Source organism: Bradyrhizobium rifense, from assembly GCF_008123425.1.
Lineage (GTDB): Bacteria > Pseudomonadota > Alphaproteobacteria > Rhizobiales > Xanthobacteraceae > Bradyrhizobium > Bradyrhizobium rifense.
In genome coordinates this window covers 1-20,999 of the sequence record NZ_VSSS01000029.1, presented here as the reverse complement: position 1 = coordinate 20,999, position 20,999 = coordinate 1, and the positions used below count along the sequence as shown (strand labels likewise).

Annotated in this window: 18 protein-coding genes; 5 read left to right on the top strand and 13 right to left on the bottom strand. The window is 64.0% G+C overall.

All coding sequences use genetic code 11. The features are described from left to right. The first annotated feature begins 140 nt into the window (after positions 1 to 140). Both FXB40_RS18490 and FXB40_RS18485 read left to right on the top strand, forming a co-directional pair. The gene (locus tag FXB40_RS18490; RefSeq protein WP_148773625.1) at positions 141 to 839 is read left to right on the top strand and encodes a cysteine hydrolase family protein; all 699 of its coding nucleotides are present in this window, start codon (positions 141 to 143) and stop codon (positions 837 to 839) included. Between the two features lie 9 nt (positions 840 to 848). Continuing rightward, positions 849 to 2,489, top strand: a complete 1,641-nt coding sequence (locus tag FXB40_RS18485) for a regulator (protein ID WP_148773624.1) — start codon at positions 849 to 851, stop codon at positions 2,487 to 2,489. A gap of 54 nt (positions 2,490 to 2,543) precedes the next feature. Here the strand turns inward: FXB40_RS18485 and FXB40_RS18480 are convergent, their stop codons facing one another. The 12 genes from FXB40_RS18480 to FXB40_RS18430 all read right to left on the bottom strand — a co-directional run bounded on the left by FXB40_RS18480 (position 2,544) and on the right by FXB40_RS18430 (position 13,750). Next, entirely contained in the window at positions 2,544 to 3,977 is a 1,434-nt protein-coding gene (locus FXB40_RS18480; RefSeq protein WP_246207704.1) for an alpha/beta hydrolase family protein, read from the bottom strand. Continuing rightward, a complete protein-coding gene (locus FXB40_RS49200; protein ID WP_246207702.1) occupies positions 3,974 to 4,474 on the bottom strand; it encodes a TolB family protein in 501 nt (166 codons plus the stop codon). Before FXB40_RS49200 ends, FXB40_RS18480 begins: the two co-directional genes overlap by 4 nt. A gap of 140 nt (positions 4,475 to 4,614) precedes the next feature. Continuing rightward, the gene (locus FXB40_RS18475) at positions 4,615 to 5,439 is read right to left on the bottom strand and encodes a carbohydrate ABC transporter permease (protein ID WP_187436966.1); all 825 of its coding nucleotides are present in this window, start codon (positions 5,437 to 5,439) and stop codon (positions 4,615 to 4,617) included. After that, positions 5,436 to 6,374, bottom strand: coding sequence for a carbohydrate ABC transporter permease (locus FXB40_RS18470; RefSeq protein ID WP_148773622.1), 939 nt, complete (start codon positions 6,372 to 6,374; stop codon positions 5,436 to 5,438). Before FXB40_RS18470 ends, FXB40_RS18475 begins: the two co-directional genes overlap by 4 nt. Further along, positions 6,371 to 7,693 (bottom strand): ABC transporter substrate-binding protein, encoded by a 1,323-nt coding sequence (locus FXB40_RS18465; RefSeq protein ID WP_187436965.1) that lies wholly within the window; start codon positions 7,691 to 7,693, stop codon positions 6,371 to 6,373. Before FXB40_RS18465 ends, FXB40_RS18470 begins: the two co-directional genes overlap by 4 nt. 78 nt (positions 7,694 to 7,771) lie before the next feature. Then, positions 7,772 to 8,551, bottom strand: a complete 780-nt coding sequence (gene soxA, locus FXB40_RS18460; protein WP_187436964.1) for a sulfur oxidation c-type cytochrome SoxA — start codon at positions 8,549 to 8,551, stop codon at positions 7,772 to 7,774. Further along, a complete protein-coding gene (gene soxZ, locus FXB40_RS18455; protein ID WP_148773619.1) occupies positions 8,548 to 8,865 on the bottom strand; it encodes a thiosulfate oxidation carrier complex protein SoxZ in 318 nt (105 codons plus the stop codon). Before soxZ ends, soxA begins: the two co-directional genes overlap by 4 nt. After that, positions 8,865 to 9,323, bottom strand: a complete 459-nt coding sequence (locus FXB40_RS18450; RefSeq protein ID WP_148773618.1) for a SoxY-related AACIE arm protein — start codon at positions 9,321 to 9,323, stop codon at positions 8,865 to 8,867. Before FXB40_RS18450 ends, soxZ begins: the two co-directional genes overlap by 1 nt. Positions 9,324 to 9,331: 8 nt before the next feature. Then, the gene (gene soxX, locus FXB40_RS18445; protein WP_148773617.1) at positions 9,332 to 9,781 is read right to left on the bottom strand and encodes a sulfur oxidation c-type cytochrome SoxX; all 450 of its coding nucleotides are present in this window, start codon (positions 9,779 to 9,781) and stop codon (positions 9,332 to 9,334) included. Then, complete coding sequence (locus tag FXB40_RS18440) at positions 9,774 to 11,057, bottom strand: NAD(P)/FAD-dependent oxidoreductase (RefSeq protein WP_187436969.1); 1,284 nt, start codon at positions 11,055 to 11,057, stop codon at positions 9,774 to 9,776. The genes soxX and FXB40_RS18440 overlap by 8 nt, the downstream gene beginning before the upstream one ends. A 44-nt stretch (positions 11,058 to 11,101) precedes the next feature. Then, positions 11,102 to 13,288, bottom strand: coding sequence for a xanthine dehydrogenase family protein molybdopterin-binding subunit (locus FXB40_RS18435; protein WP_148773615.1), 2,187 nt, complete (start codon positions 13,286 to 13,288; stop codon positions 11,102 to 11,104). A 12-nt stretch (positions 13,289 to 13,300) separates the two neighbouring features. Then, positions 13,301 to 13,750, bottom strand: a complete 450-nt coding sequence (locus FXB40_RS18430; protein WP_187436963.1) for a (2Fe-2S)-binding protein — start codon at positions 13,748 to 13,750, stop codon at positions 13,301 to 13,303. 270 nt (positions 13,751 to 14,020) lie between these two features. Between FXB40_RS18430 and FXB40_RS18425 the strand changes: the two genes are divergently transcribed. Next, the gene (locus tag FXB40_RS18425; RefSeq protein WP_148773613.1) at positions 14,021 to 15,640 is read left to right on the top strand and encodes a B12-binding domain-containing radical SAM protein; all 1,620 of its coding nucleotides are present in this window, start codon (positions 14,021 to 14,023) and stop codon (positions 15,638 to 15,640) included. A gap of 181 nt (positions 15,641 to 15,821) precedes the next feature. Further along, the gene (locus tag FXB40_RS18420; protein WP_148773612.1) at positions 15,822 to 18,017 is read left to right on the top strand and encodes a hypothetical protein; all 2,196 of its coding nucleotides are present in this window, start codon (positions 15,822 to 15,824) and stop codon (positions 18,015 to 18,017) included. Positions 18,018 to 18,024: 7 nt separating this feature from the next. On the opposite strand, the gene FXB40_RS18415 is transcribed toward FXB40_RS18420, so the two are convergent. Further along, positions 18,025 to 19,413, bottom strand: coding sequence for an MFS transporter (locus tag FXB40_RS18415; protein WP_148773611.1), 1,389 nt, complete (start codon positions 19,411 to 19,413; stop codon positions 18,025 to 18,027). Positions 19,414 to 19,584: 171 nt separating this feature from the next. Here FXB40_RS18415 and FXB40_RS18410 point away from each other — a divergent pair, with 171 nt between their 5' ends. Next, positions 19,585 to 20,646 carry an isocitrate/isopropylmalate dehydrogenase family protein gene (locus tag FXB40_RS18410; protein ID WP_148773610.1) on the top strand — a complete coding sequence of 354 codons (1,062 nt, stop codon included), beginning with the start codon at positions 19,585 to 19,587 and terminating at the stop codon, positions 20,644 to 20,646. The last annotated feature ends 353 nt before the right edge of the window (positions 20,647 to 20,999 follow it).

The window sequence follows — 20,999 nt, the reverse complement described above, 5'->3', positions numbered from 1 at the left end:
ATAAGCAGACGCGATCCCTTCCGATAACATTCTGATAGCGCAGCGAATTTCTCTGCGCTGCGCGTTCAATCGCTATTGTACACAATGGCACGGCGCTTGCAGAACTCCTGACAAAGAGAGTTCTCGCGGGGGCCTGCGTCATGTTGAACTCAGCCAAGCCGACACTGGGCGTCATCAGCGCCGAGCCCGAGCCGATCCAGCTCGACTGGGCGAGCACCGCGCTCGTGATCATCGACATGCAGCGCGACTTTATGGAGCCCGGTGGCTTCGGCGAAACGCTCGGCAATGACGTCAGCCAGCTTGCGCGCGCGGTGAAGCCGATCGGTGCGCTGCTGAAGGCGGCGCGCGACACCGGCATGCTCGTCGTCCACACCCGAGAGGGCCATCTGCCCGATCTCTCCGATGCGCCGCCGGCGAAAGTCGAGCGCGGCGCGCCGTCGTTGCGCATCGGCGATCCCGGCCCGATGGGCCGCATTCTCATCCGCGGCGAAGCCGGTCACGACATCATCCCGGAGCTTTATCCGCTCGACAGCGAGGTCGTGATCGACAAGCCCGGCAAGGGTGCGTTCTACGCCACCGAGCTGACCGATGTGCTGGAGAAATACGGCATCGAGAATCTTCTGGTGTGCGGCGTCACCACGGAGGTGTGCGTCAACACCACCGTGCGCGAGGCCAATGACCGCGGCTATCGCTGCGTCGTCATCTCGGACGGCTGCGCGTCCTACTTTCCCGAATTTCACGAGATGGGCCTGAAGATGATCAAGGCCCAGGGCGGCATCTTCGGCTGGGTCGCGGACTCAGCCGCAGTACTGGAGGCGATGAAGGTTTCGACCACATAGGGGAATATCATGAGCACATTGACGGGGACGGCCGGCAAGTCCGAGTTCAAGCCGGCAATATGGACACCGGGCGACTGGAACGCATTTTTCGGCTTCGGCACCAACATCCTCGTCAACATGTTGGTGCTCACGGGCCTCTTGCGCTTCGTGCTGAAGATGCCGGACAGTCTCGTGTTCGGCCGCATCCTGCCCGCGCTGGGGTTGATGATGTGCCTCTCCACCTTCTACTATGCGTTCCTCGCCTATCGTCTGGCGCAGAAGACCGGCCGCACGGATGTCTGTGCGCTGCCGTCGGGCGTCAGCGTACCGCACATGTTCATCGTCACCTTCGTGATCATGCTGCCGGTGACGCTCAAGACCGGCGATCCGCTGAAGGGCTGGTCGGCCGGCCTTGTCTGGGTGTTCTTCCAGAGTTTTATCCTCATGATCGGCGGTTTCATCGCGCCCTTCATTCGGAAGATCACCCCGCGCGCTGCGCTGCTCGGCACGCTCGCAGGTGTCTCGCTGACTTTCATCGCGATGCGTCCGGCGCTCGAGATGTACATGACGCCGCAAATCGGTCTGGTCTGCTTCGCCGTCATTCTGGTGAGCTGGTTCGGTGGCGTGAAATATCCGAAGGGCATTCCCGCCGGTCTCGTCGCGATCGTGGTTGGCATGATCATCGCCTGGGGCTCGAACCTGTTCGGTCTCGGCCTCGGCGGACTGAGCCTCAAGGGTGTCGGTGATGCCTTCGCCAATTTCGGCTTCTCGGTGCCGATCCCGGCGGTGAACTATGTCTTCTCTGGCTTCGAATATCTCGGCGTGATCCTGGTCACCGCCATTCCGTTCGGCATCTATGACCTCGTCGAGGCAATGGACAATGTCGAGAGCGCGGAAGCCGCCAGCGACGAATATCCGACCACGCGGGTGCTGACCGCCGACGGCGTCGTCAGCCTGATCGGTTGCCTGATGGGCAATCCCTTCATCAACGCGGTCTATATCGGTCATCCCGGCTGGAAGGCGATGGGGGGCCGCATCGGCTATTCGGCTGCGACCGGCATCATGGTGGTGGTGCTGTCCTGGTTCGGCGTCATTTCGGTGCTGCTGGCGCTGGTGCCTGTCGTCGCGATCTCGCCGATCCTGCTCTATATCGGCATGCTGATGACCGCACAGGCCTTCCAGACCACGCCGTCGAAGCACGCGCCCGCCGTGGCGCTGGCCTTCACGCCGCATCTCGCCGCCTGGGCCAAGCTCCAGATCGACACGATGCTGGGCTCGACCATGAATGCTGCGGCGACTGTCGGCGGCATGGCGGCCGACAAGGCCGATGCGGTCAAGGCCGCGGCGATCGCAGCACTGCCGCAGCAGGGCGTGTTCTATCACGGGCTGGAAGTGATGGGCGGCGGCTCCATCCTCGGCGGCCTGATCCTGGGTGCGATCGGCGTCTTCATCATCGAACGTGACTTCGAAAAGGCATCGGCCTTCGCGCTCGTCGGGGCAGTGCTGACCTTTTTTGGCTTCATGCATGGCGAGGCCGTCGGCATCGGCGTGACGCCCGCGGTGGCGTTTGCTTATGCCGTGATGGCGGCCGGCCTGTTCGCAGCCAGCAAGTTCGGCAGCACCGAACATTATGCCGCCCATCCGGAGATGCACGCTGCACCTGCGGAGTAGGACAGGCAGGAAATGAAGCGCGGCCGGGGGACGCCATGTCGCCCGGCCGTTCTTTCAGGCCACGCCCAGATCGGACAAGATATCGGCCCCGGCACGAACCTCGTGACTGGATCCCTTGAAATCCTCGCCAACGGGCTCGCAGGCGCCGCCCAGATGCCGTGCAAAGAAGGCTTCGGCAATCGCGAGATGGGAGAGCTGGTTCGGCGGCCTCTGGAATCCGTGTCCCTCATCGGGATAGACGATGTAGGTCACGGGAATGTTTTTCGCCTGCATGGCCGCCGCGATGCTGTCGCTCTCCGCGATCTTGCAGCGAACGTCGTTGGCGCCATGAAAGATCAGCATGGGCTTCTTGATATTGTCGACCTTGTTGATCGGTGAACGTTCGGCCAGCAGCTTGCGGCCTTCCTCGGTGCGGGGATCGCCGTAGCTGCGGTACATGAATTCCGCGAAACCCGCCCAATAGGGCGGCATCGATTCCAGCAGCGTTTGCAGGTTGGAGATGCCGACGACCGGTACGGAACAGCAGAAGACGCCCGGCGTGAAGGTAGCGCCGACGAACGAGGCCAGTCCGCCATAGGACAGGCCGAAAATCGCGACCTTGTCCTTTTGCGCGATGCCTTCGGCGATTGCCCAATCGACCATGTCGATGAGATCGTCGTGCATCTTTCGGGCGTGCTCTTTCTCGCTCGCCGCGACGAACGCCTTGCCGAAGCCTGTCGATCCCCGATAGTTGACCGAAAGCACGGCATAGCCGCGATCGGCCAGCCATTGGTGATCCCTGCGATAGCCGTAGATGTCACGGCCCCACGGGCCGCCATGGACGATGAGGACCATCGGCAGCGGCCGGGGCGGGCGGTCACCATCGATGTCGGCGGGCAGCGTGAGGTATGAGACGAGGGTCAGTCCGTCGCGCGACTTGCCCTGCACTTCCTGCATCGGCGCCAGCCGGTATGGCTTGAGCTCCGGTCGGGCCGTGAACAGCTCGGTCAGGGTCTGCTTGTCTCGGTCAAGGAGATGATACGTGACCGGTTGATCCGGCGCGTGGCCTGCCACGATCCATCGGCGGCCATCGTCGCTTTGGCTCTCAACATGAAACGCGTCGTCCGGTAGTCGCGCCTTGATCAGATCAAGCTCGCCCGCAACCGCGGGCGCCAAAGCCGTCCACTCCTGCCTACCGGGATCGATGCAGACCGCTTCGGGTTCGAGCGTCCTGGTGTTGAATATGGCTCCCGTCACATCGGCGCGGTCGCTTGCGAACAGGACACGTTCGTCACCCGTCGACCAGTTGATGCTGAGCAGCGCCGACTTGTCGTGCGTCACGCTCGAAGTCATATGGAGGGAGTTGCCCTCCGCGTCGAAATTCCAGGGCTGGGTGCTGATGTAGGCCTCGTATGAGGTATCGCGCCAGTGCGTGACCTTGCCGTCGTCAATGCGCCAGAGCCGCGTACCTCCATCAGGCGCATTGCTGTGCGCGTAGCGCGGCGTCAACTGCCAGTCGAGCCCGACGTAATGGAACTCCTGGCGATTTTCCCAACCAGGCTGCGTTCGCCGGTTGTGAGGTCGAGCGCGTAGACGTCGTGCCAGCGCGCGTCGCGATCGTTGAGGCTGACCGCAATCTTGTCGGGAACGATGTGCGACCAGTGCGTCGGCATCGCTCGGACGTTCGCAAAGGGCGTGAGATCCCGGAGCTCCATCGTGCGGGGATCGACGGCGAACAGGTGCAGATTCTCATCCCCGTTCTCGTCGTTGAGAAACATGATGTAGCGACCATCCGGGCTCCAGGTCTGCCAGTTGATCGGCCGGCCCCTGGTGCGCGTCACGGGCTGTCCGGCCGCAATGTTGTCGACCGGAGACACCCAGACATTCAGGACGCCGTCGACAGGGGCGGCCCAACACAGCCATTGCCCATCCGGCGACAGCTTGGCGCCGACATAGGTCGGATTGCCAAACAGTTTTCGGCGCGGGATCAGGGGGCGAGCTGACATGTGGCGTCTCGCTGCTTAATGCTACGGCGTGTAGCATATGGGCGCGAAAAGATTACGTCAACTCCAAGTAGAGCGCGGGCGTGCTCGTGGCGCGGGAAGCGCGAACGAGCGCGCTCCCTGGAGGATTGAGATTGGCGTGACTACCCGCCCTTGACCGCACCCGCGGTGAGCCCGGCCACGATCTGCCGCTGGGCGAACACCGTCAGCAGCAGCACCGGGAGCGTGACGATCAGCGCGGCGGCGGCCAGCGGGCCCCAGCTCAGCTGGTCGAACGAGATCATGTTGTAGACGGCAACGGGCAGGGTGCGGGTCTCGCGTCCCGCCAGCACGATGCCGAACACAAAATTGTTCCAGGAGAAGATCACCGCGAGAATGAAGGCGACCGCGATGCCGGGTTTTGCAATCGGCAGCGCGACGTGGCGGAACACCTGCCAGCGCGTGGCGCCGTCGATCAGCGCGGCTTCCTCCAGCTCCATCGGCGTGGTCTCGAAATAGCCGATCATGATCCAGATCACGATCGGTACCGTCACCACGAGGTGAATGATGATCTGCGGCACCAGCGTGCCGAGCAAGCCGAGCCACTGGAACATCAGGAACAGCGGAATCAAATAGGACAGGCCGGGCGTGATGCGGGCGATCAGGATCACGATTGCGGATTTGTGCGCAGCCATGCGCGCGATGCCGTAGCCGGCGGGGACGCCGATCACGAGCGCGAGTACAGTCGCGCTGCCGGTCACGATCAGGCTGTTGACGAAATAGGTCAGGAAGCGGTTGGAGGCGAGCACGTCGGTATAGTTCTTCCAGGCGACATGCTCGGGGATGAACACCGGCGGGTAGGAGGCATTATCGATCTCGAATTTGAGCGAGAGCGACAGCATCCAGAGGAAGAACAGGATCGCCGGCGACACGATGACGAGCACCGCGAACCACAGGCCGATCCTGCCGATGATTTGCTTCGGGCTCATGCGTCGCTCGCGATCTCGGTCCACAGCATGCGCTGGCGGGCGTAGAGCATCACCGCCGCAAGCAGGACAATCAGCAGGAAGAATACGACCGCGATCGCCGAGCCGTAGCCGAGGTCATAGTAGATGAACGCGACGCTGTAGAGATAGAGGTTGATCGTCTCCGACGCTGAGCCTGGTCCGCCCTGCGTGATTGCGAAGATGATGTCAAAACTCTTCACCGCGTCGATCATGCGGATCATGCCGGCGATGAACAGGAACGGCATGATCAGCGGCAGGGTGATGAAGCGGAACACCTGCCACAGGCTGGCGCCGTCGATCTGCGCGCTCTCGTAAGGTTCGGTCGGGATCGCGGCGAGGCCGCCGAGCACGATCAGCATGACGAGCGGCGTCCATTGCCAGGTCTCGACCAGCACCAGCGAGGGAATGACGGTTGCCGGATGAAACACCCAGAGCTGCGGAGGGATCCCGACCAGCGACAGCAGATAGTTGAGCACGCCGAGCTGCGGGTGGAACATCATGGTCCAGACCAGCGCGATCGCCACGGGCGTGGCCATCATCGGCATGATGAAGACGCCGCGCAGGAAGCCGCGGCCGGCGAATTTCTGGTGAAACACCACGGCCGCGAACGTGCCGAACACGAGCGGCAGCAGCACCGACAGCACGGTGTAGACCAGCGTATGTCCGATCGCCTCGATGAAGCGGGGATCGCTGGTCAGCCGCAGATAGTTGGAGAACCCGACGAAGGTGGTCGCCGAACCGACCTTCCATTCGTTCAGGCTCATCCAGATCGTGAACACCCACGGGAAGATGATGATCGCGAGCACGACAACCAGCGCCGGCACCACAAACGGCCAGTAGGACGGTGGTCGCAATTCCTTCTCCGGCGCGGCATCAGACTGTGCCGCGGCCGGAGTCGATTGTATCAACGTACTCACGCCTTTTCGCTACGCTCCAGGATCGGCCGGAACTGGTCGTTGGCCTTTTTCAGTTCAGTTGCGGGATCGGCGCCGGACAGCGTGGCGGTGATCGCCGCGCCGACGATGTCGCGGAATTCGGCGACCGGGATCACGACGGGCAGGCCAAGCTTGCTGATCTTGCCGGAATCGATCACCGACTGCAGCCACTCCTTGGTCTTCACGCCCTTCTGGACTTCGGCGTCATTCAGGATCGAGCTGCGGAACGGCACGCCGCCGCCGGCCTGCAACAGCCGCGCGCCCTGCTGCTTCGAGACGATCCACTGGCAGAGCAGATAGGCCGCTTCCTTGTTCTTGCTCGCCGCTGGAATACCGATGCCGTCGCCATAGGTGGCCGAATACTGCCCCTTCGGTCCGGCAGGCACCACGGTGTAGCCGACTTTGCCGACCACGCGCGAGGCGGCCGGATCTTCCAGCGGCGGCGCCCAGCCGACACCGTCGATCCACATCGCTGAACGTCCTTGCGTGAACGAGGCCATCGACTCCATCCAGTTGAAGCCGGCAACACCGGGCGGAGCCACCTTCGTCAGCAGTGCCTGGTAGAGCTTGGTGGCCTCGATGGCTTCAGGACCGTCGGTCAGGATGTTGCCCTTGGCGTCGAGGAATTCACCGCCATAGTTGAGGAAGAAATTGGTCCACAACGTCATGTTGGCGTTGCGCAAGCCGCGCCCGACGAAGCCGAAGGTGCCTTCCTTGGCGTCGGTGAGCTTCTCCGCGGCCGCGAGCATCTCGTCGAGGGTCTTGGGGACGGCGACACCCTTCTTCTGGAAGAGCTCCTTGTTGTAGTAGAGGATGAAATAGTCGACTGACCAGGGCAGCGACAGCATCTGGCCCTTGTCGTTCTTGGCGTATTGCAGGCCGGCGGCCGAGAAATCGCTCTCGACGAGATCGGGCGCGGTCAGCGTCGGATCCTTCATGAAGGGCGTCATATCGGCGAGCCAACCGGCTTTCTCGAACTGCCGCTTCTGCACGTGATAGCTGATATGGACGACGTCAAAGCTCGGCCGGCCCGAGGTGAGCTCGATGACGCATTTCTGGCGCTGCTGCTGCTCGGGAATCTGCTCGGATTCGACCTGGATGCCGGTGAGCTCGGTGAATTCCTTGACGTATTTTTGCAGATTATCGCCGCGCGGGCCTTTGGCGAGGATCACCTCCAGCTTGGTGCCTGCGTATTTCTTCCAATTTACCTCGGCGCGCGCCGGGAGCCCGGTCAGGCTGAGCGCGCCAGCCGCAGCGGTGCCCGTCAACAGCGTGCGGCGCGAGATTTTATGGTCAGCCACTTTAGTCCCTCCCTTTGATTCAATTCTTTGGGGGGATACTAGCGACCGTTCCACGCCTGCCTAGCCCTAATTTGGGCGTTACGGTCGCACCGCTGGCGTTTCCATCGGCATACCGCGTGCGCGCGCCATCAGATAGAGCTCGAGCGCGACCAGCTCGGGTGCGCCGTAATCATAGGCCTGGGCGCGGACGCCGGTCATGCAGCTGCGCAACCGCCGCTCCAGCGATCCCAGCGTCTGCCATTCCAGCCGATAGAGCGGATAGCCTGTCGGCTGCGCTTGCGTGATCGGCGAGCCCGCGAGGCGCTTCTCAAAGTTGTCGTCGTGGCAATTGGTGCAGGCCAGGTTGAGTTGACCCTCACGCTGCATGAAGAGATTGCGGCCTTGCTCGATGAAGGGTTTGAGTTGTGGATCGTCGCCGGCGGTGATTGCGACGCCGCGCGATTGGTGGGCAACGAAGGCGGAGAGCGCCAGGATGTCGCGGCTCTCGTAGGGCAGCGGTGCCGCCTGCTGATGATTGGCGCGGCAGAGGTTGATGCGCTGGTCGAGCGTGACGGGGCGCGCCAGCGCCTTGTCGAAGGCGGGGTAGCGGGCCGCGACGCCCTTCATGCTGCTTCGCGCATCGCCATGGCAGTCCGCGCACGCCTTGTCCGCGCTGCCCGCCTTCTTCGTCCACAGCGTCTCGCCGTCGAGCACGAACAGCATGCCCGGACTGGAGGTGTCGTCATCCTGCATGGCGCGCGTATCGGGGCCCATGAAGGAATAGCCGGAGCGGCGCGCATCGGGCGGGATTTCACCGGCGAGCGGGGCAGGGGCCGTGGCGACAAGCGCCGCCAGCACTATCGCGCGCCAAAAATTCATTCGACCGTGATCGATGCCGATGCGGTGGACGAATAGCCGTTGTCGCCGATCCATTCGAATTCGAACTTGCCGCTCTCTTTGGCGACCGTGAAGAAGGACAGATACGGATTGGCGGCGATGGCCGGAAACAGATCGGCGCGGAAGATCTCGGCGCCGTTGTAGCGGCAGGTGAAGCTCGTGATGATGTCGCGCGGCACCAGTGCACCGTCCATGGTGTGGCGAAAGCCGGTTTCCATGATGTGCGAGGTCAGCGTGCGGATCTCGATGATATCGCCGCGTTTGGCCTTTGCGGGAACGTTGATGAGCGCGGCCATCAGTTCACCTCCTCGGTGCAGGCGGCCAGTGTCACGACAATATCCGCTGCGACCTGCCAGAAGCTATCGTCGGACAGGCGCGCGATCGCGACCACCTTCTGGGTGTCAGCGAGCCGGATCCGCGTCGAGATCTGGGCACGGCCGGACGATGGGTTCAGATAGAAATTACCGATGTTCGGCTGCGGGTTCTTCTCGTTGAAGACGTGGATGCTCTTGACGTAATCGTCCGCCGTCATCGGGCTCGCGACGCTCACCGTCATCGGCACCGTGTTGCCGTTCTCGACCAGCGGCGGAATGTCGAGCTTGACCTTGCCGGTGTGAATTGGCGCTTCGCCGACGATGTTTCGGACGGCCGTGTTGAGCATCGCAGGCGTTGCTTCGAGCGGCCGTAGTGTAACGATCGGGATGACGGTGACACTGCCAGCCAGGCTTAGAAATTGTCGTCGCGTGGTTCGCATGAACAGTCCTAGTCCCGAAGTGTTGCAAGATAGGCCACGATGTCCTCGATCTCCGCGGCCGACAATATCGGCTTGCCGGCGAAATTGCGTCCGACGCGGACGAGGCCGTCCGCTCGATAGTAGGACGGCATGATGGTGTCCGGGTTGAAGCGCGCGGCGTCAACCATCCGAAGCCGCAACTGGCTCACCGTCCAGCGGTTCCCCGCGCCGGTGAGATCAGGCGCGAGGTCGCCCTGGAACCGCGTTTCAGGGAAGGGGCCGGAATGGCAGAGGATACAGGTCGTCGTGCGCGCCAGCACCAGCGCGCGCCCGCGCGCGGCATCGCCGGGGGCGCCTGTGAGCGATTCCGCGATGCCGTCGCCAATGATCTCATAGGGCGCGAGCCCCTCTGCGCGTGCGTTGGCCACGAACGCGAGACTGGCGATCAACGCAGCGGTGTGGACTATCGACCTAGCCAAAGGTGTCCGCCGTGATGGTTTGAAACCAGCGCTCCGCCTCGGACGCCTCGCGGGCGCGCAGTTCGCGCGGTGCATCGACCGGGCTCGTCGCGCCGCCCTCGACTTCGGCAAAGATGTCGCCTCTCGGCTGGTAATTGCCGGCGAGCGAGAAGCCGTAGCCGGGCGCGACGGTGTTGTAGCAGACGCCGGTCAGCCGTGGCGCCTCCGGCGCGCGGCCGGCGAGCAGGTTGACGATGGCCGCAGCACAAGCCTTGCCTTGCGCGCTCGCGGCCGACGCTGATTTCGGGATGCCGCCGCCGAGGCAGGCGTCGCCGATGACGTGGACGTTTTTGACGAGCTTCGACTCGAAGGTGACAGGATCGATCGGACACCAGCCGGTGGCGTCAGTTACGCCGGCGATCTCGGCAATGCGCCCCGCGCGCTGCGGCGGGATGACGTTGGCGACATCGGGCGTGTAGTTGCCGAACTCGGTGACGATGGTTTTGGTCGCGGGATCGACCGAGGTGACGCGGCCGCCTTGCGACAGGCCGATGCGCTCGATCATGTCGCCGTAGAGCTCCTTCCAGGCCTTCTCGAACAGCCGCTGCTGCGAGAAATTGTCCTTGGCATCGAGGATCAGCACTTTCGAGCGCGGCTTCCTGGTCTTCAAATAATGCGCGATCAGGCTGGCGCGCTCGTAAGGAGCCGGCGGACAGCGCGAGGGATTGGCAGGAACCGCGATGGCGACGGTGCCGCCGTCGTCCATCGCCTCCAGCTGCCTGCGCAGCAGCAGCGTCTGCGCGCCGGCCTTCCAGGCGTGCGGCATCTTTTCAGACGCGGCCTCGTCATAGCCGGGTAGGGCCTCGAAGTGGAAATCGATCCCGGGCGAGAGCACGAGACGGTCATAGGGCAGGGCGACGCCATCGGCCGTCAGGACGCTACGCAGCTGCGACTCGATGGTGGTCACGGCCTGGCCGATCACGGTGACGCCCTCGGCTGCCAGCTTGTCGTAGTCAAACTGCTGCACTTCGATGTCGCGCAGGCCCGCGATCACCTCGTTGCTCAGGGGGCAGGAGGTGAAGACCGCATTGGGCTCGATCAGGATGACCTGCAAGTCTGCTTGCGCGCGCTTGAGCGCGCGGGCGCAGGCCGCGCCGCCGAAGCCGCCACCGACCACGACGACGCGGCCTGTCGATTGCGCACGCAAGACCGATGGCCGCGCCAATGTCGCGGTCGCGGCGGTGATGCCGAGCACGGCAGTTCGCCGTGTCATCGGTCGCGTGGTCATGCGGATCATCCAGGCAAGTGCCGCGGCGGCCATAATGGCCGCCGCGGCTTTTCTTACGCGAAGCTGATGTTCTGGTCGCGCAGCGGAACCGAGCGGATGCGCTTGCCCGTCGCTGCGAAATAGGCGTTCAGCACCGCAGGCGCCGCAACACCGATGGTCGGCTCGCCGACACCGCCCCAGAACCCGCCGCTCGGCACCATCACCGACTCAACTTTCGGCATCTCGTTGATGCGCATCGAGTTGAAGGTGTCGAAGTTGGTTTGCTCGATGCGGCCGTCCTTGACGGTGCAGCCGCCGTAGAACAGCGCCGAGAGGCCATAGACGAAGGAGCCCGCGATCTGCCGCTCCACCTGCGCCGGATTGACGACGTAGCCGGGGTCGGTGGAGGCGACGATGCGAAGCACCTTGATCTTGCTGCCGTCGGTCACCGAGATTTCGGCGGCGCCGGCGACGTAGCTGCCATAGCCCATCACCTGCGCAATGCCGCGATAGACGCCTTGTGGCGCCGGCGTGGTCCAGCCGATCTTCTCGGCCACCGCATTGAGCACCGCCAGATGCTTGGGGTTCTTGCCCATCAGCTTGCGGCGGAATTCGAGCGGGTCCTGGCCTGCGGCATGGGCGAGCTCGTCCATGAAGCATTCCATGTAGATCGCGTTGTGATTGACGTTCACGCCGCGCCAGAAGCCGGGCGGAACGTGCGGGTTGCGCATCGAATGCTCGACCAGGAGGTTGGGCACCGAGTAGCCGAGCGCGGCTTCGCCGGATTGGGCGACGCCCTGGAATGCCGCCGGATCCATGCCGTTCTGCAGCGCGTCGGGGCGCACCGAGAACAGGATGGATTGCCCGGACAGGCGGTAGTGCAGCGCGATCAGATTGTTGTCGGCATCGAACGCGCCGGTCATCTTGCACTGGGTGATCGGGTGATACCTGCCGTGCGTCATGTCCTCTTCGCGCGACCACAACAGCTTGATCGGCGTGCCCGGCATCTGCTTGGCGATCGCAACCGCCTGGCGGACATAGTCCGTCATGCCGCGCCGGCCGAAGCCGCCGCCCAGCATCACCTTGTGCACGTCGCACTTTTCCGCCGGCAGGCCGGAGGCCTCAAGCACCGCCGCGAAGGCCGCTTCGCCATTCTGCGTGCCGCACCAGACCTCGCATTTGTCCGCGGTGTAGAGCGCGGTGGCGTTCATCGGCTCCATCGTGGCGTGGTTCTGGTAGGGATAGTTGTAGACGGCCTCGACCTTCTTGGCGGCGCCGGCAATGGCCGCCTTCACATCACCGTTCTTATTGCCGACATAGGCCGGCTGCGTGTCGTCGAGGCCTTCCGCCAGCCACTTCGCAATCGTCTCGCTCGAGACCTTTGCGTTGTCGCCTTCGTCCCAGACGATCGGCAGAGCTTCCAGTGCGGTCTTGGCGTGCCACCAGGTGTCGGCAACGACCGCGACCGCGCTGTCGCCGACCTTGACGATCTTCTTGACACCTTTCATTCCGGTGATCTTGGCTTCGTCAAAGCTCTTCACCTTGCCGCCGAACACAGGGCAGTCCTTGATCGCGGCGTTCAGCATGCCCGGCAGCTTGATGTCGATGCCGTAGACCATCGTGCCGGTGGTCTTGTCGGCGGTGTCGAGCCGCAGCAAGCCCTTGCCGGCGATGGTCCAGTCCTTCGGGTCCTTGAGCTTGACCTCCGCCGGCGGCGTCAGCTTTGCAGCGGCCTCGGCGACCTTGCCGTAGGTCGTGGTCTTGCCCGATGCCGTATGGGTAATGACACCCTTGGCGACGGTGCATTCGGAAGCCGGCACCCTCCACTCGTCGGCAGCGGCCTGGATCAGCATCACGCGCGCGGTGGCGCCGCCCTTGCGGACATAGTCCTGCGAGGAGCGGATGCCGCGGCTGCCACCGGTCGAGAAATCGCCCCAGACGCGCTTGCGGGCGACGCTCTGGCCGGGTGTCGGATATTCGGTCGTGACCTTCGACCAGTCGCATTCGAGCTCCTCGGCGACGAGCTGGGCGAGGCCGGTGAGCGAGCCCTGGCCCATCTCGGAGCGGGCGATGCGGATCACCACGGTGTCGTCAGGCCTGATCACGACCCAGGCATTGACCTCGGGCGAGGCGGCGGCCGCGCGGACCACGGCGGGGCCGCCGAACGGAAGATCGAGGCCGATGGCGAGGCCGGTGCCGACAGCGGCGGTGCCGATAACGAAGGCGCGGCGGTTCATCTTGGGAGAAACATGCTTGTTCATGTGCCGGCTCCTTTAGGCGCTTGCGATCGTGTGGATCGCTTCGCGCACCTGCTTGAAGGTGCCGCAGCGGCAGATATTGGTGATGGCCTCGTCGATGTCGGCATCGGTCGGCTTCGGCTTCTCGCTCAGCAGCGCCGCCACGGCCATGATCATGCCGCTCTGGCAATAACCGCATTGCGGAACGTCCTTGGCGATCCAGGCCTGCTGCACCTTGTGCAGCGTGCTGCCGGAGGCGAGGCCCTCGATCGTGGTGATCTTCTTGCCTTCGGCCTCGGCGACCGAGACGCCGCAGGAGCGGGTGGCGACACCGTCCATATGGACGGTGCAGGCGCCACATTGTGCAATGCCGCAGCCATATTTGGTGCCGGTCAGGCCGGCATTTTCGCGGATCGCCCAGAGCAACGGCGTGTCCGGCTCGACGTCGAGCGTGAAGGTTTTTCCGTTGATTGTTAGGTTTGCCATCGCAAGTCCCCTGATTGGCCCATCCACCGATGGACTCAGGGGCGCAATGTGTCCGGCAAATTGGAACTGTTCAAATCAAGAGTCTGAGGGGTAGCCATGAAGATTTCGGCGGTCGCGGGAAGATTATGGAGCGGGCGGTGTTGCCTCCCTGCGCCAGCGGACACGGTTTGGGGCGACGTCTGAGCTTGAGGACGAGCGACAGTTTGTCCCTTTTGTCGGGGTGCAAGACGTCAACGCTCTGGTACACTCGTGCGAAGCAAAAGGGGTTCCATGACCGTATCGCGCCCTTGCAACGTGCTCATGCTCTATCCGCTGTTCACGGCGGAGTCCTTCTGGAGTTTTGGCGAGTCCTGCAAACTGATGGGCGTCCGGCGTCCGGCTGCTCCGCTCGGCCTGATCACCGTGGCCGCAATGTTGCCGGAGAGCTGGACGGTGCGGCTGATCGACTGCAACACGCAAGCCTTCGGGGACGACGATCTCGCCTGGGCCGACGTCGTCTTCACCGGGGGCATGCTGCCGCAGCAGGCCGATACGCTGCTTCTGATCGACAGGTGCCGCGTCGCGGGCAAGCCGGTGGTGGTCGGTGGACCCGACCCGACGTCGAGCCCGCACGTTTACGCCAGCGCAGACTTTCAGGTGCTCGGCGAGGCCGAGAGCGTCATCGACGAGTTCGTCGCTGCCTGGGATAGCGGCGTACGGTCCGGCGTTTTCACGGCGCCTAAATTCCAGGCCGACGTCACCAGGACGCCGGTGCCGCGCTTCGACCTGCTCAAATTCGAGGACTATCTCTATCTCGGCGTGCAGTATTCGCGCGGCTGTCCGTTCACCTGCGAGTTCTGCGACATCATCGAGCTCTATGGCCGCGTGCCGCGGACCAAGACGAATGAGCAGATGCTGGTCGAACTCGATCGGCTCTACCAGATGGGCTATCGCGGCCATCTCGACTTCGTCGATGACAATTTCATCGGCAACAAGAAGTCGCTCAGGCTGTTCCTGCCGCAGCTCGCGGAATGGCAGCGCGCGCATGGCTATCCCTTCGAATTGTCGACCGAGGCCTCGGTCAATCTGGCCGACGATCCGGAACTGCTGGAGCTGATGGGGGAGGCGAACTTCTTCTGCATCTTCGTCGGCATCGAGAGTCCGGATCCCGCGACGCTGGTCGCGATGCGGAAGAAGCAGAACACGCGGCGCAACATCGCCGAGAGCATCCACAAGATCTATGCCGCCGGCATGCTCGTCACCGCCGGCTTCATCGTTGGCTTCGACACAGAGAAGGTCTCGATGGCGGAGGCCATGATTGATTTCATCGAGGAGGCCGCGATTCCCGTCGCCATGGTCGGTCTGCTCTACGCGTTGCCGAACACGCAGCTCACGCGCCGGCTTGCGAAGGAGGGCCGGTTGCACGCGGACCATGATCTGGCATCCACGACAGGCGGCGACCAGTGCACCGGCGGCATCAATTTCGACCCGGTGCGCCCGTTGCGCGATATCCTGATGGACTACAAGACGGTGCTGGAGCGCGTCTACAGTCCGGCAGCCTATGCGGGTCGTGTCGACAAGTTGATGACGCTGCTCGACCGGTCGAGACAGCGCCACGAACTCGCCGAGGGCGACATCCGCGCGCGGGTCGGGGCGATGGAGACCGTGCACCGCGTGGTCACGGCGATCCCCGAGGCCCGCGGACCGCTGTGGCAGACCTTCATGAATTGCGCCAAGCGCGACACCTCCTCGGCGCGGATCGCGGTGCAGATGATCGCGGCCTATGCGCATCTCGGACCGTTCTCGCGCAAGGTCATCGACGCCATCGACGCGCGCCTCGCCGCGCTGAATGAGCAAATGCCGGTTCCGGCCGTTGCCGAGGGCGCGAGCGTGGCGCGAAATCTGGCCTGACATCCCGCCGAAATTCTCGGCCGCGATTGTGAGCCCCTCGCTTGACACCGCGACAACCTGGAGGCGATCGTCGTCCGGTTAACACCGGGACGCCATCGATTGCGGCGACCCTCGCCAATTTCCGAGCCTATCGGTCATCAAGACCGGGATTGCGACAAAAATAGCTTTAGCGGAGTGCGGCATGTCCAGGAAGCTGATCGGCTGGTCGATCGCGGCGATTGCCGCGATCTTTCTGATCCTGAATTATCTGCCCTCGTTCGTCGCCGACTCCCTCTACAAGAATGTCGACGACATCACCGACGGAGAGATGCCCGCCACCGTCACCTCGTTCGAATCCGGACCGGACGTCATCAGCACGATCGGCGGCAGTGGGGAGGGACTGAACTGTAGTCTTCCCGCGCTGACCAACATCGTCTTCGACGGAAGCAGGGACGACAAGGGCAGGCGCCATCTCGTCCTGCAGCACTTCCGGCAGGCCTGCGTCTTCCACGACCTCTGCTACCGCCACGGCCTCGCCACCTACGGCTATAACCAGAACGATTGCGATCGCATCCTGCAGAATGCGGCGTTCCGGCTCTGCACCTATATCCGCAACGGCAGCGGGACCGGCAGCGCGACGCGTTGCCAGACCGATTCGAAGATGGTCCTCGCAGGCGTCAGCATGGGCGGATACAACGCCTTTCGCGGCTGGGATCGATCGACCTATTTCGAGTTCGAATCCGATCCGTTCCGCTCTGACGGCTTCCAGGCCAGCCGCGTGGTGGACCATCCGTTCAAGGCCGTCGATCCCGCCAAATATCGCAACGACCCGGATCAGGTCATCCTGTCCTTCGAGAACGTGCGATCGGACATCGCCGTCACCTGCATGACGTGCGGAAAGCTGCCTGTGTTCGAGTACACCCAGGATCCGAACGAGATCGACGCCGAACTGCAATCGGTGGGCGTGACCAAGCTGCCGGAGGCGCTGCTCAAGCGCGAACCGATGCTGTCGGAAACCGTTCCGATATGGCTGCCGCCGCGCCGCCATCATGCGGCGCCGCATTTGCTGGTCGACAGCAAAGGCAAGGATCATCTGATCTGGATGAGCCGGAACAATCCGCAGGACACCATGTCCTGTATCGTTGGTGCCGACGCCGCGCAGCTTCTCACCAATACGCTGCCGCGGCGGGATCTCTGCTCGAAGGATGCCGGCTCTTTGCTGAGCATGGTGGAGGTCGATATGTTCGCGACGTCGCCGCTGCCGATGGAAATTCCAGGCGCGCCTGAGCCCATCTACGCGACGGCCATCAGCCCGCAGAAGACGGTCGACAACGATCTCAGCTTCTGCACGCGCTCGGCATCCCGGGCGGTCGACCAGTCCGGCAATGACGACCGGTCCAGATGCATCAACTTCACTGGAGAGGCCGTCACCAAGGGCGCAGCGCTTGGCGCGTTCCAGGATTTTCCGGTCATTCGTCCCGGACAGCAGATCGTCTTCGCGCGGGACGTCGATCAGCGGACAAATTCGGCGCTGACGGCGATCTGGCAGCGCGCCTTCGGCGATACCTATTCACCGGGTGGTGCGCTGCTCGTGATCGACGTCGCGCCGCCGGCCACGCCCAAGGGACCCGCCGCGGCCAGCCTGAAGAAGATTGTCCGGTTCAATATCGACGATCGCTTTGACCCGATGATGCCGATCACGCGCAAGGTCGACGATCTGCGCTTCCTCAGCCTGGAGGCATCGAAAGAGACCGTGCGCCTGCGCATGGTCGATTTCGCCAAGGACAACCCCGCCATCGGCAGCGTGCGATTGACGATGGGCGGCGGCGATGTGGAGCTGGATCGCTCCTGGGCCGCAAGACCCTTGATGGTGCTGGAGACCAGGGACGCTCAACCCAAGACGAAGCTGGTGTTCTCGCGCGGCGAAATCGCGACCGATCCCGACAAGCCCGCCTCGCCGGGGGCGACGACGGAAGCACTGACATTGCAGACGCTGGTGTTCGAGCGCGACGCGGCTGCGCCTTCGGATGCGCCGTTCTTGAAATCGGCCGGCGCGGCTTGCAGGATCACCTATGAGTTCGCAGCCGGTCATACCGACTGGCCATGCTATCGCGCCTTCGATCCAGATCGTTCGATGCGGGCCTCGCCGGCGGCGCGGATGCAAGCGTCGCAGATGCTGGTCGGGCATTTCTCGAAAGGCGCCGGACACGGCATCGCGTTTCCCGATGCCTGTCTGAAGTCGGAGCCGATCATCCTGGCGCCGCAGGGCGCTACGTTCACCCCCGTGAAAGACGCCGCTGGTTGGGACGGTCCACCAAAGCTGAGACGGACGATCAAATGCGAGCCGCTCGATACGGCAGCGATCGTGAGCCGGCCGATCACGCAGAAGGCGCAATAGAGCCGGCCTACTTCACCGCTAGCCGCAAAAAGCTCATCACGCTGCCGAGTGCGGCAAAGCCTGCACCTAACGCCAGCGCGACGGTCGCGCCGTTGTGACCGGCGAGCGCAAAGCACGCCGCGGCCAGCGCCGCGCCGGTCGTCTGTCCGGTCAGGCGCGCGGTGGCGACGATGCCTGAGGCGCTGCCACCCCGGTGTGGCGGCGCGCTCGACATGATCGCCTTCATGTTCGGCGCCTGGAAGAAGCCGAACCCCATGCCGCAGATCATGATCCGCCAGACGATGTCAGGAATGCCTGGGTTCGCCGGAAGTAGCGCGAGCAGCGCCATGCCGAGGCCGAGCAGGATAAGGCCGATGCCGCCCAGCAGGCCGACGGGATGACGATCGGAGAGGCGACCGGCGATCGGCGCCATGATGCCGACCACCAGTGGCCACGGCGTCATGAAGAAACCGGTCTCGACCTGCGAGCGGCCGAGCACGTCCTCGAAATAGAACGGCAGCGAGACGAAGGCGAGGCCCTGCACCGCGAAGGAGCAGACCGCGGTCGCCGCCGACAGCGCGAACATCGGCCGGCTGAACAAATCGATCGGCAGCATCGGTGCAGGATGGTCGGCATGACGGCGCGTCAGGATGAAGCCGAGCGCGAGCGCCGTGACCAGCTCGACGGCGACGACGACCGGCGACAAATTATGCGCGGCGCTGCCGATGCCCGTGATGAACAGGCCGAGGCAGGCGGCCGCGAGAAGCGCGCCAGGGAAATCAAAGCCGTGATCGGCGCGCGGCGTCTTCGGCAGCATCGCAAAGCCGATGCCGGTTGCGACGAGGCCGAACGGGATGTTGACGGCGAACAGCCACGGCCACGGACCGACCGCGAGGATCGCAGACGCAATCGAGGGCCCGAAGGTGAAGGCGGTGGCGACCACCAGCGCGTTGTGGCCGAAGCCGCGGCCCAGCATCCGGCCGGGATAGACGAAACGCACCAGCGCGGTGTTGACGCTCATGATACCGCTGGCACCCAGGCCTTGCAGCGTGCGCGCGACCAGCAGACTGTCCAGCGACCAGGCGACCGCGCAGAACAGCGAGGCGATGGTGAACAGCACGAGGCCGCCGAGATAGATGCGCTGGTGCCCGACGATCTCACCGAGCGCGCCGAGCGGCAGCAGCGTCGCCACCAGCGCGATCTGGTAGACGTTGACCACCCAGACCGACTGCTCCGGGCTGACATGCAGATCCGCGGCAATGGCGGGCAGCGCGATGTTGGCGATCGCGGTGTCGAGCGAGGCCATCGCCAGCGCGGTGAAGATCGCGGCGATCGCCCAGCGGCGCTGCTCGGCCGGCAGGCCATCGGCAACGGGATGATCGGGCTCGCGCGCAGCGGCAGGTAACGTGATTGTCATTGCCTTGCGCGTTCTCCGACAGCGGGGCTCGAATGGTCTTTCGGCATGTACTACGCCCCACGGCGCTTCCACAGGCATATGCTTGCATGCATTGTATGCGCGAAGGTCAGGCGATGAGCCTGCGCGCTGGCGTATGATCGCGCCAGCTGCCGCTCTCGGAGGGGGATCACCATGCAAATCGTCGTTCTGCCGGGGGACGGCATCGGACCCGAGATCACGGCCGCGACAACGGGCGTGCTGCGCGCGGCGTCCGAGCGCTTCCAGCTCAATCTGCGGCTGGAGGAGCATGCGGTTGGCCACGCGAGCCTGAAGCAGTTCGGCACGACGGTGCGCCCCGAGCTGCTCGACATCGTCCGCGCCGCCGACGGCCTGATCCTGGGGCCGACCGCGACCTTCGACTTCAAGGACGAGGCGCATGGCGAGATCAATCCGTCGCGCCACTTCCGCAAGAACCTCGACCTCTACGCCAACATCAGGCCCGCCCGCACCTATGCAGGCCGGCCTGGCCGGCTCGGCGATTTCGACCTCGTCGTGGTCCGCGAGAACACCGAAGGGTTTTACGCCGACCGCAACATGGAGCAGGGCAATGGCGAGCTGCTGGTCACGCCAGACGTCGTGATCTCGCTGCGGCGGATCACGCGGCTGTGCTGCGAGCGTATCGCGCACGCCGCCTGTCGTCTGGCGATGAAACGACGAAAACATCTCACCATCGTGCACAAGGCCAATGTGCTCAAGATCGGCGACGGCATGTTTCTCGACATCTGCCGCGAGGCGGCTAAGAACTATCCCGGCCTCGCCGTCGACGACATCCTCGTCGACGCCATGATGGCGCATGTGGTGCGCAACCCCGACCGCTTCGACGTCATCGTCGCCACCAACATGTTCGGCGATATTCTCTCTGATCTCACGGCTGAGCTCTCCGGCAGCCTCGGCCTCGGCGGCTCGCTCAATGTCGGCGATCGCTATGCCATGGCGCAGGCCGCGCACGGCTCGGCGCCTGACATCGCAGGCCAGGACGTCGCCAACCCGGTCTCGCTGATCCTCTCGACCGCGCTGCTGCTCGGCTGGCATGGCGAGACAAGCGGCGCGGTCCGCTACGAGGAAGCCGCACGTGCGATCGAGACTGCCGTGGCAAAGGCGATCGGCGAGGGCAGGGCGACGCGCGATGTCGGCGGCAAGCTCGGCACCATCGCGGCGGGCGCGGCGATCGCGGAGATCCTGCAGGCGGAGTGAGCTGCGCCTGATTTTTCTTCGCAAGCTCGAAACAAAAGTCGAAAACAACCCCATGCACAGTAGAAGGCCCCTTGATGGACAAGGGGTTTTTCGGTCGGCCCCGGAGCGACCTCCAGCGCTCCGGCGACGTTGACGCGTCGGGCAAAACACTGGCAGGATGCCATCATCGCGAGGATCCGGCCGAAGCCCGGAAGCGGTGCTCATGTGTGGGCGACGTTCGCTTCCAGGGAAAGGTAGACTTGGGCTGGCAGCGCCGGTATTTCACCGTTTGATCCTGGCTGTGTGAAAACGCCGCTGCTTTGCTATGATTCCCTCGTGATTCTGCGGGGGAAGCTGATGAGGCGCTTCGTTGA